The organism is Nocardiopsis moroccensis, assembly GCF_055763695.1.
Window position 1 is genome coordinate 2,407,708 of sequence record NZ_CP199747.1, and the last position, 15,891, is coordinate 2,423,598.

The 15,891-nt window shown below is 73.4% G+C and carries 14 protein-coding genes; 5 read left to right on the forward strand and 9 right to left on the reverse strand.

Annotated features, from left to right (window positions below):
• Window positions 1-17: 17 nt before the first annotated feature.
• The 3 genes from ACUKCB_RS10715 to ACUKCB_RS10725 all read left to right on the forward strand — a co-directional run bounded on the left by ACUKCB_RS10715 (window position 18) and on the right by ACUKCB_RS10725 (window position 3,296).
• Window positions 18-1,427: an FAD-binding oxidoreductase gene (locus ACUKCB_RS10715; protein WP_473040366.1), complete on the forward strand. Its 1,410-nt coding sequence runs from the start codon at window positions 18-20 to the stop codon at window positions 1,425-1,427.
• A gap of 81 nt (window positions 1,428-1,508) precedes the next feature.
• Entirely contained in the window at window positions 1,509-2,330 is an 822-nt protein-coding gene (locus tag ACUKCB_RS10720; protein WP_473040367.1) for an alpha/beta fold hydrolase, read from the forward strand.
• Window positions 2,331-2,414: 84 nt separating this feature from the next.
• A complete protein-coding gene (locus tag ACUKCB_RS10725; RefSeq protein WP_473040368.1) occupies window positions 2,415-3,296 on the forward strand; it encodes a deoxyribonuclease IV in 882 nt (293 codons plus the stop codon).
• Between the two features lie 34 nt (window positions 3,297-3,330).
• Here ACUKCB_RS10725 and ACUKCB_RS10730 read toward each other — a convergent pair whose 3' ends face one another.
• Window positions 3,331-4,713 carry an MFS transporter gene (locus tag ACUKCB_RS10730; RefSeq protein ID WP_473040369.1) on the reverse strand — a complete coding sequence of 461 codons (1,383 nt, stop codon included), beginning with the start codon at window positions 4,711-4,713 and terminating at the stop codon, window positions 3,331-3,333.
• Between the two features lie 34 nt (window positions 4,714-4,747).
• A complete protein-coding gene (locus ACUKCB_RS10735) occupies window positions 4,748-5,431 on the reverse strand; it encodes a helix-turn-helix domain-containing protein (protein WP_473040370.1) in 684 nt (227 codons plus the stop codon).
• Between the two features lie 180 nt (window positions 5,432-5,611).
• Between ACUKCB_RS10735 and ACUKCB_RS10740 the strand changes: the two genes are divergently transcribed.
• Window positions 5,612-5,956 (forward strand): hypothetical protein, encoded by a 345-nt coding sequence (locus ACUKCB_RS10740; RefSeq protein ID WP_473040371.1) that lies wholly within the window; start codon window positions 5,612-5,614, stop codon window positions 5,954-5,956.
• A 366-nt stretch (window positions 5,957-6,322) separates the two neighbouring features.
• Window positions 6,323-8,749 carry a Tex family protein gene (locus ACUKCB_RS10745; protein ID WP_473040972.1) on the forward strand — a complete coding sequence of 809 codons (2,427 nt, stop codon included), beginning with the start codon at window positions 6,323-6,325 and terminating at the stop codon, window positions 8,747-8,749.
• 125 nt (window positions 8,750-8,874) lie between these two features.
• Here the strand turns inward: ACUKCB_RS10745 and ACUKCB_RS10750 are convergent, their stop codons facing one another.
• From ACUKCB_RS10750 to ACUKCB_RS10780, 7 genes are all read right to left on the reverse strand, one after another.
• The gene (locus ACUKCB_RS10750; protein WP_473040372.1) at window positions 8,875-9,618 is read right to left on the reverse strand and encodes a glycosyltransferase; all 744 of its coding nucleotides are present in this window, start codon (window positions 9,616-9,618) and stop codon (window positions 8,875-8,877) included.
• Complete coding sequence (locus tag ACUKCB_RS10755; RefSeq protein ID WP_473040373.1) at window positions 9,615-10,226, reverse strand: class I SAM-dependent methyltransferase; 612 nt, start codon at window positions 10,224-10,226, stop codon at window positions 9,615-9,617. Before ACUKCB_RS10755 ends, ACUKCB_RS10750 begins: the two co-directional genes overlap by 4 nt.
• The gene (locus ACUKCB_RS10760) at window positions 10,223-10,990 is read right to left on the reverse strand and encodes a PIG-L deacetylase family protein (protein ID WP_473040374.1); all 768 of its coding nucleotides are present in this window, start codon (window positions 10,988-10,990) and stop codon (window positions 10,223-10,225) included. The genes ACUKCB_RS10755 and ACUKCB_RS10760 overlap by 4 nt, the downstream gene beginning before the upstream one ends.
• Complete coding sequence (locus tag ACUKCB_RS10765) at window positions 10,974-12,014, reverse strand: acyl-CoA dehydrogenase (RefSeq protein ID WP_473040375.1); 1,041 nt, start codon at window positions 12,012-12,014, stop codon at window positions 10,974-10,976. Before ACUKCB_RS10765 ends, ACUKCB_RS10760 begins: the two co-directional genes overlap by 17 nt.
• 177 nt (window positions 12,015-12,191) lie before the next feature.
• Window positions 12,192-14,279 carry a xanthine dehydrogenase family protein molybdopterin-binding subunit gene (locus ACUKCB_RS10770; RefSeq protein ID WP_473040376.1) on the reverse strand — a complete coding sequence of 696 codons (2,088 nt, stop codon included), beginning with the start codon at window positions 14,277-14,279 and terminating at the stop codon, window positions 12,192-12,194.
• Window positions 14,276-15,265, reverse strand: coding sequence for an FAD binding domain-containing protein (locus ACUKCB_RS10775; RefSeq protein WP_473040377.1), 990 nt, complete (start codon window positions 15,263-15,265; stop codon window positions 14,276-14,278). The genes ACUKCB_RS10770 and ACUKCB_RS10775 overlap by 4 nt, the downstream gene beginning before the upstream one ends.
• The gene (locus tag ACUKCB_RS10780; protein ID WP_473040378.1) at window positions 15,262-15,765 is read right to left on the reverse strand and encodes a 2Fe-2S iron-sulfur cluster-binding protein; all 504 of its coding nucleotides are present in this window, start codon (window positions 15,763-15,765) and stop codon (window positions 15,262-15,264) included. The genes ACUKCB_RS10775 and ACUKCB_RS10780 overlap by 4 nt, the downstream gene beginning before the upstream one ends.
• Window positions 15,766-15,891 lie beyond the last annotated feature (126 nt).

The window sequence follows — 15,891 nt, forward strand, 5'->3', positions numbered from 1 at the left end:
GTTCCTACGGTGGCCGCATGAGTGAGACCGGACGTGAAAGCACTGAAACCGCGAGGACGACCGAGGTACTGAACGCACTGCGGGCCAGGGTGTCCGGGCCGGTGCACGCACCCGGGAGCAGGGGCCACGAGAAGGGCCGTTCGGGGATGCAGCAGCTGGAGCGGCACGCACCCGACGCGGTGGTGGAGGCCGCCACCGCCGAGGACGTGCGCGCCGCGGTGGCGGTCGCCGCCGACCTGGATCTGCCCGTGGCCGCGCAGCGCACCGGGCACGGCCACGGGACCGGGATGCGCGGCGGTGTCCTGGTGGACACCCGACGCCTGTCGGGGGTGCGGGTCGACCCCGAGAAGCGTACGGCCCGCATCGGGGCCGGGGCCACCTGGCAGAACGTGGTCGACGCCGCCGCGCCGCACGGGCTCGCCCCGCTCTCGGGCAGCGCACCCGGGGTGGGTGCGGTCTCGTACACCCTCGGCGGAGGGCTGAGCCTGCTGGGACGCCGGTACGGGTACGCCGCCGACCACGTGCGGAACCTGGACCTGGTCACCGCCGGGGGAGAGCATCTGCGGGTGGACGAGGGCACCGACCCGGACCTGTTCTGGGCCCTGCGCGGCGGAGGAGGCTCCTTCGGTCTGGTCACCGGGGTGGAGCTCGACCTGTTCCCGGTGGCGCGCCTGTACGGCGGCAGCCTGTACCTGGACGCGACCCACGCCCCGCGGGCCCTGGACGGCTGGCGGCGGTGGGCGCAGGAGAGCCCCGAGGAGCTGACCTCCGGGGTGTCGGCACTGGTCTACCCGGACATGGAGGAGGTCCCCGAACCCATGCGCGGGCGGCTGGTCGTCCAGGTCTCCCTGGTCTGGTCCGGCCCTGCGGAGCGGGGGCCCGACCTGGTGGAGCAGCTGCGTTCGGTCGCCCCGGTGCTCCTGGACACCCTGCGCGAACTCCCCTACGCCGAGTCCGGGTCCGTGTTCGACGAGCACGACGACCGGGCCGGGTTCCGCGGTGAGGGGATCCTGGTGGACTCCCTGGAGCCCGAGGCCCTGACCGCGCTCCAGGGGCTGGTCGCCGCCGAACGCCCCTTCATGAGCGTGGTCTGGCTGCGCCACCTGGGCGGGGCCATGGCCCGGCCGCCCCGGGTCCCCGACGCGGTCGGCCACCGGGGCGCCGTCCACGCGCTGAGCACCCTCACCTTCGCCGGTGCCGAGGGCGTCGACACCGCAGCCATGGCCGAGCTGCGCGCCGGGGTCTCGGGGCTCTTCACCGAGCACACTCTGGGCCGTTCGGCCAACCTGAGTTTCGGCCCGGTGGGCGAGGACGAGGTGGGTGCCATGTACGAGCCCGCGACCCTGCGGCGTCTGGCACGGATCCGGGACCGGATGGACCCGCACCGTCGGATCCACTCGAACCGTCCGATCCCGGCCGTGGGCTGAACCGCCGCTTCGATCCGTTTGCCCGCGGTCCGGACGCCGCCTAGCGTTCAGACACTGACCACGAAAGCGGGTGTGCGGAACATGCTGGACACGAAGGTCGTCCTCGACGGACGCGAGGTCGCCTACACCGACATCGGCGACCCGGACGGCACCCCCGTCCTGTTCTTCCACGGCGCGCCGATGAGTCGGAGGAACCTGGGGGACCAGGACGAGGGCTTCGCGGCAGCGGGGCTACGGGTGATCTCCCCGGACCGCCCCGGGTACGGAGGCTCCTCCCCCGCGCCCGGACGCACCCTCACCGGCTGGGCCGGGGACATGGCCGGATTCGCCGACGCCCTCGGCCTGGGCCGCTTCCTGGTGGCGGCGCACTCCTCCGGTGGACCCTACGGGGTGGTCACCGCCGCGCTGCTGCCCGAACGGGTGCGCGGTACGGCCGTACTGGGCGGGGTCACCGACTTCTCGTGGGAACCGGCCTGGGAGGACTACGTCGAGGACGAGAAGGCCATGATGCGTCTGCCCGACGAACAGGCCGCCCTGGAGTGGGGTGAGCGCAACCTCGGAGACCGCCCTTCCGAGTGGCCCGAGCCCGACCGGGAACTGTTCGCCGAACAGCACGTCCCGCACCTGGCCGCGGCGGCCAAGGACGCCTTCGCCCAGGGAGTGGGCGGCTACACACAGGACTCATGGGTGCAGGGCCGCCCCTGGTCCTTCGACCCGGCGGCCGCCGAGGCGCCGTTCCTGGTCGTGCACGGTGAACAGGACACCGTCGTCCCCATCGCGCACTCCCGGCACACCGCCGGCCTGGTGCCCGGGGCGGAGCTGCGCGTGCTGCCCGGCCACGGACACGTCACCGTGCTGTGGGAGCTGCCCGGTCTGCTCAGCGAACTCCGCGACCGCGCCTGAGCGGCGCCCCGTCCGGGCGGGAGGCCGTTCACCCCGTGGGGCACGCCCGACCCACCCCGGCCCCGCGCCTAGAGTTGGTTGGCTATGAACAACACTGAGCAACAGCGGCCCCGGCCCCCGGCCGAGCGGACCCCGGTCGGAGCACACGTACCCGTGGCGGGCGGCATGGCCGTCAAGGGACTGGCCTACGCGGAGAGGATCGGCGCCGAGACGGTCCAGGTGTTCGTGTCCAACCCCCGCGGGTGGGCCACCAACGACGGCGACCCGGCGCAGGACGCGATGATGCGTGAGCGCAACGACCTGCCGAAGTTCGTGCACTCCCCCTACCTGATCAACCCCGGCACCCCCAACGAGGAGACCGCCGCCAAGTCGCTGGTCTCCCTGGAGCACGCCCTGCGCCGCGGCGCGCAGATCGGCGCCCTGGGCGTGGTCATGCACACCGGTTCGGCCGTCTCCGGTGGTCGCGAGGCCGGCTTGGAGCGCGTCCGTTCCCGGCTGCTCCCGCTCCTGGACAGGCTCGGCGAGGACGTCCCCCCGGTGCTGTTGGAGCCGATGGCCGGTCAGGGGCAGGTCCTGTGCGCCACCGTCGACGACCTCGTCCCCTACTTCGAGGCCCTGAACTGGCACCCGAACGTGGGCGTGTGCCTGGACACCGCGCACCTGTTCGCGGCCGGGCACGACATCTCCACCGTCGGGGGTATGCGCGAGACCCTGGACCGCTTCGGCGAGGTGGTGGGAGCCGACCGGCTCGGGCTGATCCACGGCAACGACTCCAAAGCTCCGTGCGGCAGCAACAAGGACCGGCACGAGAACATCGGCAAAGGCCACATCGGCGCCGCGCCCTTCGCGGAGCTGTTCCGGCACCCGGTGACCGCCGGAATCCCCATCACCCTGGAGACCCCGGGTCCGGAGGGCCCGCACGCCGAGGACGTGACCATCCTCAAGAAGCTGCGCGCCGAGGCCTGACGCCCGGACCCGCCCCGGTTTCCGGTGCGGGCGGTCACCGCCCGGCAGCCTCCGTGGTGAGCCGGGCGGCGGCCTCGTCGGCCAGCCGTGCGGTCTCGGCGATGATCCTCCGGGCCAGGAAGGTGGCCAGCAGGATCACGGCACCGCCCACGAGGTAGGGCAGGGCCAGGTCGACCCGGCCGAGCAGGCCGCCGAGCAGAGCGCCGACCGGGGCCAGCCCCCAGCCGATCGTCTTGCTGGCCCCGGCGATCCGGCCCCGGACCGCGTTCGGGACCACCGTCTGGAAGTAGAGTCCGGCGGCGACGTTGGACACGACCACGCAGAAACCGACCCCGGCCAGGGCGAGGAAGGCGAGGCGGGGTTCCGTGGCGAGGCCCGCCGTGATCAGGCACAGCCCCGCTCCGGCGTAACCCCTGGTCACGACCGTGCGACGGCCGACACGTCGCAGGAGGCGGGCGGCCACGAGGGAGCCGAGGACGCCGCCGACCGCGCTGGAGAGCAGGAAGAGTCCGAAGAGGGTGATGGGGACCCCCAGGGCGTTCTGGGCGTAGAGGCCCAGCAGGGACGCGGTCATGTTCATGCCGATCATCAGTCCGGCGTTGCAGAGCATGTTGCCGCGCAGGATGCGGTCGGTGAAGACCATCCGGAACCCCTCACCGAGCGAGCGGAGGAAGCTCTGCCGTTCCTGGTCCTCGCTTGCGTCGGCCCCGGCGCTCGTGTCGGCCCCGTCGGGGCCCGGCTGCGGGGTGTGCCTGCGCCACACCAGCGGGATGGCGCACAGCAGCACGGCGCACAGCGCGTAGGCCCCGGCGATCCCCAGCAGGGGTGCGACGGCACCGGCGGCGAACAGGAAACCGGCGACCGGGCGGCCCAGGCAGTCCTGGGCGACCAGGCGTCCGCCCTCCAGCCGGCTGTTGGCCCGGTCCAGTAACCGGGCGGGGACCAGTTCGACAACGGCGATGCGACTGGCCGGGTCGGAGACGGTCTCGCAGGCGATGACCACGAACATGGCCGCGTACAGCAGCCAGATGGAGAGGTGGCCGGTGAACATCGCTCCCGCAAGGGCGAGCATGGTCAGGGCCGCGGCCGCGTTGGCCACCGCCATGGCACGCATCCGGTTCACCCGGTCGATGAGCAGCCCGGACAGGGGAGCCAGCAGCAGCCAGGGCAGGAAACGGGTGGCGGTCAGTCCGGCGACCAGGAGGGGGTCCTGGGTGAGGGTGGTGGCGATCAGCGGCAGGGCCACGAGGATCATGCCGTCGCCCAGGTTGGTGAAGACCCCGGCGCCCCAGAAACGGTGGAAGGTGCCGCTGAGGCGCCGGTCACGGGGGGCGGTTGCGGCGGTGGGGGGCGGGGTGTCCGGAGGCGGGGTGTTCGGGAGTGCGGCGTCGGCGGTGCCGGCGGGGGCTGTGGGCACAGTGGGCTCCTGAAGAGGGCGGGGGTTCAGGTGGCTACTGGTCGTCGGGGGTGCCGTCGTCGCCGTCCGCGGGCGCGTCCGGGACGACGGGATCCTCCTCCGGTCCGAGGAGGTTGGGGAACAGGTCGGTCTGGAGCTCGACGGACTCGGTGTCGGGGTGGCTCCGGGCCGTGCGCCCCTGGAAGGGGAGCGAGCGCTCCCGGACGAAGGCCTGGAGGTCCCTGGCGAACTCCTCGGTCTCCTCCGGGTTCATCCGCACGTGCGCGACCGAGTCCTGTGCCGCCTGGATCCAGCGGCGCACCTCCGGATCGTCGGGTCGTTCGCCGCTGAGGGCGTGCCACTGACGGAGCCGTTCACGGCGCCCGCCGTAGTAGCGGTCCAGGACGATCCCGGCGGCCTCGCGGGTGGCGGGGCTGCGCAGGAGTTCGGTTCCCCGCATGCGCCAGCCGCCGGGGCGGAGCCGCCACCAGCGGTCGCGTTGGCCGGGGCCCGGTTCGACCTCGACGAACCCGTACCGGGCGAGCTGGCGCAGGTGGTAGCTGGTGGATCCGCTGCTCTCCCCGAGCCGCTTGCCGAGGATGGTCGCGGTCGCGGGCCCGTGGACGGAGAGTTCGTCCAGGATCCGGGCGCGCAGGGGGTGGGCCAGTCCGCGCAGGGCGTCGGCGCCGACCTCCATGGGGCCGGGGTCGGGCTCCGTCGTGTCCTCTTCGTCGCTCATACTCGCACCATACTACAAAGCTTTCTTTGCAAAAATAACTTTGCAGAGGTTCCTTTGTGAAACTTCCGGTGCCGCGTACCGGAGCGCCGGGAACCTCCCTCCCCGAAGAGCCGTCCCATGGGTGACAATGAACGGGGGCCGACGTGGGGCCGGACCCGGAGCAAAGGAGGGTGTTGCCGCATGGAGCCGTTCTCCATGGTCATCGGGGTGGCGATCGCGATCGGCGGGTTCCTGGCCGGCCGTCACACGGCCAACCGCCGGGCCAGGCAGGAACTCCAGCAGCACCAGAACGGCCGCAGGGCCCTCTCCCGGGGCCAGCAGACACCCCAGCCGATCTGCGGTTGCGGCCACAACCTGGTCTTCCACGACCAGGAGACCAAGCGCTGCCAGACCCAGGTCGTCATCCCCGGCCGCTGGACCGGGCAGGCCAACTCCACCTACCGCCAGTGCATGTGCCAGGGCTACCGCGGCCCCGTGCCCGTCGACGAGTACTACGCCCCCGACTACCTCGACGGCACCAACTGAGCGGATCCTCCCCGCTCCGGCCCAGCCCTTCCCCACCCGCCCCGAGCACCCCGGGCCCGAGCACGCACCGCCGTACGGGAACCTGGGAGTGCGGACGGCGACGCGCCGGAGTGACAACGCCCCCGCGCGCCGCGAGAATGTCCGCGCCGTCGTGCCTTCTGGGAAACGTGCGGGCACTCACACCGGGCGTGTCCTCGTGCGGGCCAGGGGGAGCTTTGATATCACCACCGGTCATGGAGGGCCGGGATCAACCACAAGCACGTGCGTCTGCTCCAGCGGGCGGACGGCTATGCCTACACCTGGAAGAAGGAGGAGGGCGTTTCCTCCCGGTTCTGAGGGACCGGGTCTGCACGCCCAAAAAACATGGTGACACCCACGATCGACCAGCGCATCGCCGAGGAGCTCGGCGTCAGCGCGCACCAGGTCAGCTCCGCCGTCGACATGCTCGACGCCGGGTCGACCGTGCCCTTCATCGCCCGGTACCGCAAGGAGGCGACCGGGGCGCTGGACGACGTCCAGCTGCGCGCCCTCGAGGAACGCCTGCGCTACCTGCGTGAACTGGCCGAACGCCGGAGCGCGATCCTGGAGTCGATCCGTTCCCAGGGCAAGTTGGACGAGGCGTTGGAGGCCCGCATCAACGCGGCCGACTCCAAGGCCCGCCTGGAGGACATCTACCTCCCCTACAAGCCCAAACGCCGCACCAAGGCCCAGACCGCCCGCGAGGCCGGCCTCGAACCGCTCGCCGAGGCCCTGTTCGGGGACCCGGAGCAGGACCCGCAGGCGCTCGCCGCCTCCTACGTCGACGCCGACAGGGGCGTGGCCGATGTCAAGGCCGCCCTGGACGGCGCCCGCGCGATCCTCGTGGAACGCTTCGCCGAGGACGCCGACCTCACCGGTCACCTGCGCGAACGCCTGTGGAAGAAGGGGCGCCTGGGTTCGGCGGTCCGCGAGGGCAAGGAGGAGTCCGGAGCCAAGTTCGCCGACTACTTCGACTTCTCCGAACCCCTCACCGCGCTCCCCTCGCACCGCGTCCTGGCCATGTACCGCGGCGAGAAGGAGGAGGTCCTCACCCTCTCCCTGGAGCCGGAGGAGACCCCCGAGGCGGGCCCCGACGGCACCGTGCCGCGCAGCAGCTACGAGAACGCCATCGCCGCCCACTTCGGGATCGTGGACCGGGGCCGCCCCGCCGACCGCTGGCTCCAGGACACCGTGCGCTGGGCCTGGCGCACCCGCATCCTGGTCCGGCTCGACATCGACGTGCGGATGCGCCTGTGGCAGCAGGCCGAGGACGACGGTGTCAACGTCTTCGCCGCCAACCTGCGCGACCTGCTGCTGGCCGCCCCCGCGGGCAGCCGCGCCACGCTGGGCCTGGACCCGGGTCTGCGGACCGGGGTGAAGGTCGCCGTCACCGACCCGACCGGCAAGGTCGTGGCCACCGACACCGTTTTCCCGCACGCCCCGCGCCGCGACTGGGACGGGTCGATCGACCGCCTCGCCAAGCTGTGCGCCGCGCACGGTGTGGAGCTGGTCGCCATCGGCAACGGCACCGCCTCCCGGGAGACGGACAAGCTCGCGGGCGACCTGATCAAACGCCACCCCGAACTCGGGCTCACCAAGGTGATGGTGTCGGAGGCGGGCGCGTCGGTGTACTCGGCGTCGGCCTACGCCACCGAGGAGCTGCCGGACCTGGACGTGTCCCTGCGCGGGGCCGCCTCCATCGCCCGGCGCCTGCAGGACCCCCTCGCGGAGCTGGTCAAGATCGACCCCAAGTCCATCGGCGTGGGCCAGTACCAGCACGACCTGGCCGAGGCGAAGCTGTCCCGCTCCCTGGACGCGGTGGTCGAGGACTGTGTGAACGGTGTGGGCGTGGACGTCAACACCGCCTCCGTGCCGCTGCTGACCCGGGTCTCGGGTGTGACCTCCACCCTGGCCCGCAACATCGTCTCGCACCGCGACGCCAACGGCCCCTTCCGAACCCGTGAGGCCCTGCGTTCGGTGCCGCGGCTGGGCCCCAAGGCCTTCGAACAGTGCGCGGGCTTCCTGCGGGTGCCGGGCGGCGACGACCCGCTGGACGCCTCCGCGGTGCACCCCGAGGCCTACCCCGTGGTCCGGCGCATCCTGGACCGGACCGGCAGCGACCTGCCGTCGCTGATCGGCAACAGCAAGGCGCTGTCCGCCGTCCGCCCGGAGGAGTTCGTCGACGACAAGTTCGGGCTGCCGACCGTCACCGACATCCTCAGCGAGCTGGACAAGCCCGGACGCGACCCGCGCCCCGCCTTCACCACCGCCACCTTCAAGGAGGGTGTGGAGAAGCTGGACGATCTGGAGCAGGGCATGGTCCTGGAGGGCGTGGTCACCAACGTGGCCGCCTTCGGCGCCTTCGTGGACGTGGGTGTGCACCAGGACGGCCTGGTGCACGTGTCGGCCCTTTCGCACAGGTTCGTGGAGGACCCGCGCGAGATCGTCAAGCCGGGCGACATCGTCAGGGTCAAGGTCCAGGACGTGGACATCCCGCGCAAGCGCATCTCGCTGACCATGCGCCTGGACGACGAGGCCCCGGCCTCCGGCGGTCAGGGAGGCGGCCGGGGTGAGCGCGGCGGCCGCGGCGGACAGGGCGACAACGGTCGCCGGGCCAACGGCGGCAGGGGCGGTGAGCAGCGCCGCGGCGGCGGCAACGGCCGCCAGAACAACGGTGGCCGAGGCAACGGCGGCCGCGGGGGCCGCGACAGCGCCCCGGCGGCCTCGGGCGCCATGGCCGACGCGCTGCGCCGCGCCGGTCTGACCAAGGGCTGACCGGGCCGCGGACGAGGAGGCGGAGGGCCCCACCCCTCCGCCTCCCTCCCGGAAGACCCGGCCCCGCCCAGCCTCGGAAGGCCCGGCTCCGGAAGGCCCGTGAGCGGTTCCGTCGCCGGACCGGCTCAGCCCGGGCCAGGCTCCCCCCTCTTTGCCCCGGCCCCGGAACGGAGGGGGTCGGGACCGCCGATCCGGCTCAGACAGTCCCCGAACCCTCCGGCGGCCCGGGAGACCCTGCGGGCGGAGGTGACCACCCGCAGGTCGCGGGGACGGCTCACCCGGTAGCCCCCGGCGGCCAACGCGGCCACCAGGGCGTGGTCCTCCGCTCGGGCCAGCTCGGGGAACCCGCCGCAGGCGAGGTAGGCCGAGGCGCGCACACCGAGGTTGGCCCCGTGCACGTGGGGGTGCCCGTCCGCCCGCGCCACCGGATAGGTCCGGGCGAAGTGTTCGGCCAGCCAGGGCGGGCGCTCGGACCAGTCCCGCACCTCCACGGTCCCCACCACCGCGTCCGCGGCGCGGGCCAGGGCCAGCTGTGCGGGCAGCCAGTGCACGGGGACCAGGGTGTCGGCATCGGTGGTGGCCAGCCACACGTCCTCCATCGCCCGGGGCCGGACCAGTTCCAACGCCCGGGCCGCGCCCGCACGCCGGGCCGCGCCCACGTTGCGGTGGGCGACCTCGACGACGCGGGCGCCCTCCCGCCGGGCCAGGGCGGCGGTCGCGTCGGTGCAGTCGTCCGCGACCACCACCGAGTGGCGACGCTCCGGGGCCACACCGCACAGGCGCAGCGAGGCGTGCACGGCGCGCAGGCACGGCACGATCGACGCGGCCTCCTCGTGTGCCGGAACCACCACGACGACGGCGCCGGTCACACCAGCCCCTCCCGTTCGGCCACCGAACGCGGCGCGCCCCCGCCAACGGCCTCGTACACCTCCAGCAGGAAGTCCCGCTCCTCGTGGCGGGCCGTGCGGGCCAGCTCGGCCCGCGCGGCGACCACCCGGTGCACGTCGTCCCCGGAACGGACGTGGTCGGCGACCGGGTGGCGCCAGTGCACGACGAGGAGTGTCCCCCCGCCGGCGAGCGACTCCACCGTGCGGTCCAACAACACGCCCAGGTCGCCGTCGTCGAAGTAGTAGAGCAGTTCCGAGAGGACCACGAGGTCGAACGCACCCCGCGGCCACCGCTCGGGGACCCTGGCCCGCACCACCTCGACGTGGGGGACCTCGGCCAGGTCCGCACGGGCCCGGGCGACCGCCTCCGGCGCCCCCTCCCAGGCCAGGAGCGAGTCGCACCGGTCGGCCAGGCCGCGGGTCAGGACACCGATCGAACTCCCCGGTTCGAAGGCGCGCACGTACCTCTCCCGGGGCAGGCAGGCCAGCGTCAGTGACCGTTTGCGCCGCTCGTACCACCGGGTGCGAAACCCCCACGGGTCCTCGGAGTCCGCGTACACGGCCTCGAAGTAGACGCCTTCGACGCTCACCGGAAGACCACCTCGTAATCGCGGGAGAAGTGGGCGAGCATGTCCGGGGTCAGGACGGCGCGGTCCTCGGGCAACGCTCCGACCGGGGCGGTCTGGGTCGTGAAGGCGCCGACCGCCCCCTGTTTGCGGTCCTGGACATCCGGTGTGAGGTCGATCCGGTACGCCCGGGACCAGGGCACCGCCTCGTCCTCCGGGCTCGCCCAGTGCCACATCCACACCGGGTAGGAGAGCAGCCGTGCGCCCTGGTCCCGGACGGCTGCGCGGGCGGCGCGACCGGTGGCCTCGTGGTCGGGGTGCAGGTCGCCCTCCCAGGGCGCCACGCACAGGTCCGCGTCGGCGCACACGGCGGCGAGGCGTTCGGTGAGCTCGTCCTCGCGCGCCGCGACGTCCCCGTCCGAAAGGCCCAGCCGGAGGAGTTCGACGCCGCGCGCACCGAGTGAGGAGAGCGCGCGCCCGCGTTCGACCGCCCGCGCGGCGACCATTCCGGCCCTGGTCAGGGCGTTGCTGCCCGGGTGGGAGCCCTCGCCGTCGGTCACCGCCACGACGGTGACGGCGGCACCCTGGTCGGCCAGCAGTGCGAGGCCTCCCCCGAACCCCAGGGTCTCGTCGTCGGGGTGGGGAGCGACGACCACCGCGTGCGTGGTTCCGCCCAGGTCCAGGCGCGGCAGCCGTTCCAGGTCGCCCCACTCCCGCCATCGGCGCTCGGGCGTGCCCTCGGCGTCGATCGGATGCACCTGTGCGGGTGTGTCACCTTCGGAGCCCATGTGTGTCCCCCTCCTCTCCTGCGGCCTGGCCGCCCAGAACGGCCAGGTCGCGATCAGCGTGGTGTTGGCGCAGGTAGACCGCGAGGTCGGCCGCGGCGCGGGCGTGCCGGGCGTCGGCGGCGAGCGGTCCCGCCCCCAACGCCTCACCGGTCCGGCGCAGGACGTCGCCGCAGACGCGGGCGACCACCGCGCGCACCCGTCGGGCCCGCAGTGCGGCCCCTCCCCCGGTGTCCTGCGGGTCGGCGTCGATCTCGTCCGCCGCCAGCTCCAGCACCGCGCCCGCGGCATGCAGGTCACGGTCCACGGCCCCGTACGCGGTACGGGTGTGCACGTCGGCGGAGTCCCGGACGGCGCGGGCCGCCAGCGGCGCCGCCACGGCCAGTGCGCCGCCGAACCAGCAGGCGGCCACCCCCGCGCCGCCGTGGTGGAAGCCGGGCCGTCGGACATAGGCGCCCGCGGGGCCCACCGGATCGGCGGGGACGCCGTCGAAGGCGACGGTCAGGGTGTCGCCGGCGGCCATACCCGCGCAGGCCCACGTCCCCTCGACCGGTTCGGTACCGCCGGTGTCCACCGCGAACAGCCGTCGTTCACCGCCGTCGACCTCGGCGCTGACCAGCGCGCGGGTGCACGTGTGCGCCCCGGAGCAGAAGGGTTTGGTGCCGTGCAGGCGCCATCCGCCGTCCGCGGGCACCGCGGTCAGCACGGCACCGGGAGGGTGTGCCGCCCACACCCCCCACACCTGTCCGGGTTCGGGCTGCCTCGCCCCGAGCTCGGCCAGGATCGCGGCGGCGTCGGTGTGGCCCTCCGCCAACCGCGCCAGGGAGAGGTCGCGTTCGGCCAGGTCCCGCAGTGCCCGCCAGCGTTTCCGGGTGTCGCCTCCGCCCGGGAACGGAAGGTCGAGTTCCCCGGTGCCGACGGCCCGGGTGAGTTCGTCGGCGACCCATGCGTGGTGGGCGTCGTCGGCCCCGCCGGGTCGTGGCGTCCTCCGGTCGGCCTCGGGCGCCCGCGAGGTCGCTCCGTTCATGTTGCCTCCTGTGCGACGCCCCGGGAGCGGGAACGCGTGCCCCGGTCGCCGTTGCGGCAGTGGTGTCGGTGGTCGTGCGGTGGTCGTGCCTTGCGGTGGTGGCCGCTGAGCCGATGGCGGTGGTCGAGCCGGTGGCGACACCGTCGCGGCACCCGTGCGGAGCCGGTCCTCCGCGGGTCAGTGCAGGAAGCGGTCCGGGGTCAGCGGGAGCTCGCGTACCCGCAGACCCGTCGCGTGGCGGGCGGCGTTACCGATGGCGGCGGGCATCCCCACGATGCCGATCTCACCGACGCCCGCCGCACCCATCGGGTTCAGGTGCGGGTCGGTCTCGTCCAGCCAGTGGGCCTGCACATCGCCCACGTCGGCGTTGGTCGCCACGTGGTATCCGGCCAGGTCGCCGTTGACGACATGGCCGTGGCGCGGGTCCACCACGCTGTGTTCGTGCAGGGCCGCCGACAGCCCCATGACCATGCCGCCCACCAGTTGCGAGCGGGCCGTGCGCGGATTGATCACCCTGCCCACCGAGAACACGCCCAACATCCGGGGCACCCTGACCTCCCCCGTGTCGGCGTGTACCCGCACCTCGGCGAAGTGCGCCCCGAACGAGTACATCGCGTAACGCTCCAGGTCCGGGTTGTGCGAGGCCTCGGCCCGGGTGCGCGCCCCCGGCACGGGATCGGCCCCGTGTTCGTCACGGAAGGCGCGGACCGCCTCGAAGACGGCCGTCCCCCACGAGGAGGTCCCCGAGGAACCGCCCGCGACGGTGGCCCTGGGCAGGTCCGAGTCACCGATCCGCAGCCGCACCCGCCCGACGGGACAGTCCAGAGCCTCGGCGGAGATCTGGGTCAGCGCCGTCCGGGCACCCGTACCGATGTCCACGGCACCGATGGAGACCGTGTACCGGCCGTCGGCCCCGTACTCGACCTCGGCCACCGACCCCGGGTTGTTCGCCCGCGGGTGGACGGCCGAGGCCACCCCGGTGCCGACCAGCCACCGCCCGTCCCGGTGCGGCCCCGGGGACGGATCCCGCCCGTACCAGCCGAAACGTTCGGCGCCCTCACGCAGGCACTCCAGCAGACGGCGCCCCGACCACGGCCGCCCCGTCTCCGGATCGGCCCCGGGCTCGTTGCGCACCCGCAGTTCGACGGGGTCCACCCCGCACGCCTCGGCGAGCTCGTCCATGGCCGTCTCCAGCGCGAACATGCCGGGCGCCTCGCCAGGCGCGCGCATCCAGAACGGGATCGGAACGTCCAGGGCGGCCAACCGGTGGGTGGTGGCACGGGCGGGTGCGGCGTACATCATCCGTGAGCACAGCCCGCTCTGTTCGACGTACTCCTTGACCCTCGAGGTCAGCCCCGTGGAGTCGTGGACCACCGCGCCCAGGCGGCCCTCGGCGTCCGCGCCGAGCCGGATCCGTTGGACGGTGGGCGAGCGGTAGCCGACCAGGCTGAACATGTGCCGCCGGGTGAGCGCGAACTTGACGGTGCGGCCGGGCACGGCACGCGCGGCGAGCCCGGCCAGGACGTTGTGCGCCTTGGCCGCGCCCTTGGCGCCGAACCCGCCCCCGACGTGGGGCGCCGTGACGCGCACATTCTCGGGGTCCAGGCCGAACACGGCGGCCATCGTCTCCCGGACGGTGTGCACGCCCTGGGTGGAGTCGTACAGGGTGAGCCGGTCGGGAAGGGTCTCCCACAGGGCGACCGTGGTGTGCGGCTCCATGGGGTTGTTGTCCTGCCGGGGCGTCCGGTAGACCTCGTCGACCAGGACCGCCGCACGCGCCAGTTCGGCCTCGACGTCGCCCTGACGGGTGTCGGGAGGCGACTCCATGTCGCTCTCCCGCGGCGTGTGCAGGTCCTGGTGACCGGGGTCCAGCGCCACCTCGTGCGGCCGTTCCTCGTACTCCACCCGCACCAGGGCGGCCGCCTCCCGCGCGGTCTCGGGGCCGTCCGCCACGACCGCGGCCACGAACTGGCCCCGGAAGGCCACCTCGTCACTTTGCAGGACGGCGAACTCGGCGTCTTCGGTGTCGGCCAGACGCGGCGCGTTCGCACTGGTCAGAACGGCGTGAACGCCCTTGAGCAGCTCGGCCTCGGCGGTGTGCACGACGGTGACGCGGCCGCGGGCCACGGTCGAGAGCACGGGGTGCAGGTACAGCGGGTCGGCGGCCGGGTGCTCGTAGGCGTACGGTGCGGTGCCGGTGACCTTGGCACGGCCCTCGAGCCGGGCTGTCGGGGCGCCGACCGCCGGTGTCCGTGGTTCGGTCATCGAACCTCCTCGGTGAGTTCGCGCAGGACCGACGCGAGCGTGTTCACGGCCAGCGGCACCTTGAAGGCGTTGTCACGGCCGGGACGCGCCCCGGCGAGTTCGGTGTCGGCCGCCACCCGGAAGGCCTCCTCGGTCACCGGCCTGCCGCGCAGTGCCTCCTCGGCACGGCGGGCCCGCCAGGGAGCGTGGGCCAGCCCCCCGAAGGCGATGTGCGCGTCGACGAACCGGCCGCCGCGCACCCGGACGACGGCCGCCACGGAGACCAGCGCGAAGGCGTAGGAGGCACGCTCCCGGACCTTTCGGTAGGAGGTACGCGCGGCCTCCGGCAGGGGCGGGAGTTCGACGGCGGTGACGAGGTCGCCGTGGGACAGGACGGTGTCCCGCTCCGGGGCCGCACCGGGCAGCCGGTGGAAGTGATCGAGGGGGACGGTGCGCTCCCCGTCGGGGCCCAGGACCCTGACCCGGGCCTCCAGTGCGCACAGGGCCACCGCCATGTCGGAGGGGTGGGTGGCCACGCAGAACTCCGAGGCCCCCAGGACGGCGTTGTCGCGGCCGTGGCCCTCCAGTGCCGAACAGCCGGACCCGGGTTCGCGTTTGTTGCAGGGCGTGGTCACGTCCTGGAAGTACACGCACCGGGTGCGCTGCAACAGGTTGCCGCCGGTGGTGGCCATGTTGCGCAACTGCCCGGACGCCCCGGCGAGCAGGGCCGCGCTGAGTACCGGATAGCGCCGCCGGATCTCCGGGTGCGCGGCGAGGTCGCTGTTGGGGACCCCGGCGCCGATCCTGACACCGCCGTCGCCCAGCGTCTCGACGGTGTCGTCGAGGGCGTCGCGCACGTCCACCAGGGCGGTGGGGGCGCTCACCCCCAGTTTGAGGTGGTCGACGAGGTTGGTACCGCCGGCGAGGAAGCGGGCGCCGGGGTCGGCGGCCACCGCGGCGACGGCTTCACAGGCGCGGGCGGGGCGCTCGTAGTCGAAGGGTCTCACCCGGACACCTCCCGGATCGCGGCGACGATGTCGGCGTAGGCTCCGCAGCGGCAGAGGTTGCCGCTCATCCGCTCGCGGATCTCGGCGTCGTCGAGTTCGACGGTGGCGGTCAGGTCCTCGGTGGCGTGGCTCGGCCACCCCGCCTCGACCTCCGCCAGCATCCCCACGGCCGAGCAGACCTGACCGGGCGTGCAGTAACCGCACTGGAGACCGTCGTGGTCGAGCACCGCCCGGGCGACCGGATGAAGTCCGCCCCCGGCGGCCAGACCGGCGGCGGTCCTCACCCGGGCACCGTCGTGTGCGACAGCCAGGCTCAGACAGGACAGGACGCGGCGCTCGTCCAGCAGGACGGTGCAGGCGCCGCACTGGCCGTGGTCGCAGCCCTTCTTCGGGGAGGTCTCCCCCAGCCGGTCGCGTAGCGCGTCCAGGAGTGTGGTTCGGGTGTCGACGGTGAGCACCCGCTCCTCGCCGTCCACGTGCAGGGTGATCGTGGTGTCCACCGGTGATGACCTTCCGCAGCGCTGCCCGGCCCTGGCGGGCCCCGGTCCTGACCCTCGACTATCCGGGTGCGCTCGCCCCGAAACCCGATCCCGCGCGCCAACCGGTCGGTACCGCTTCCACCGGTG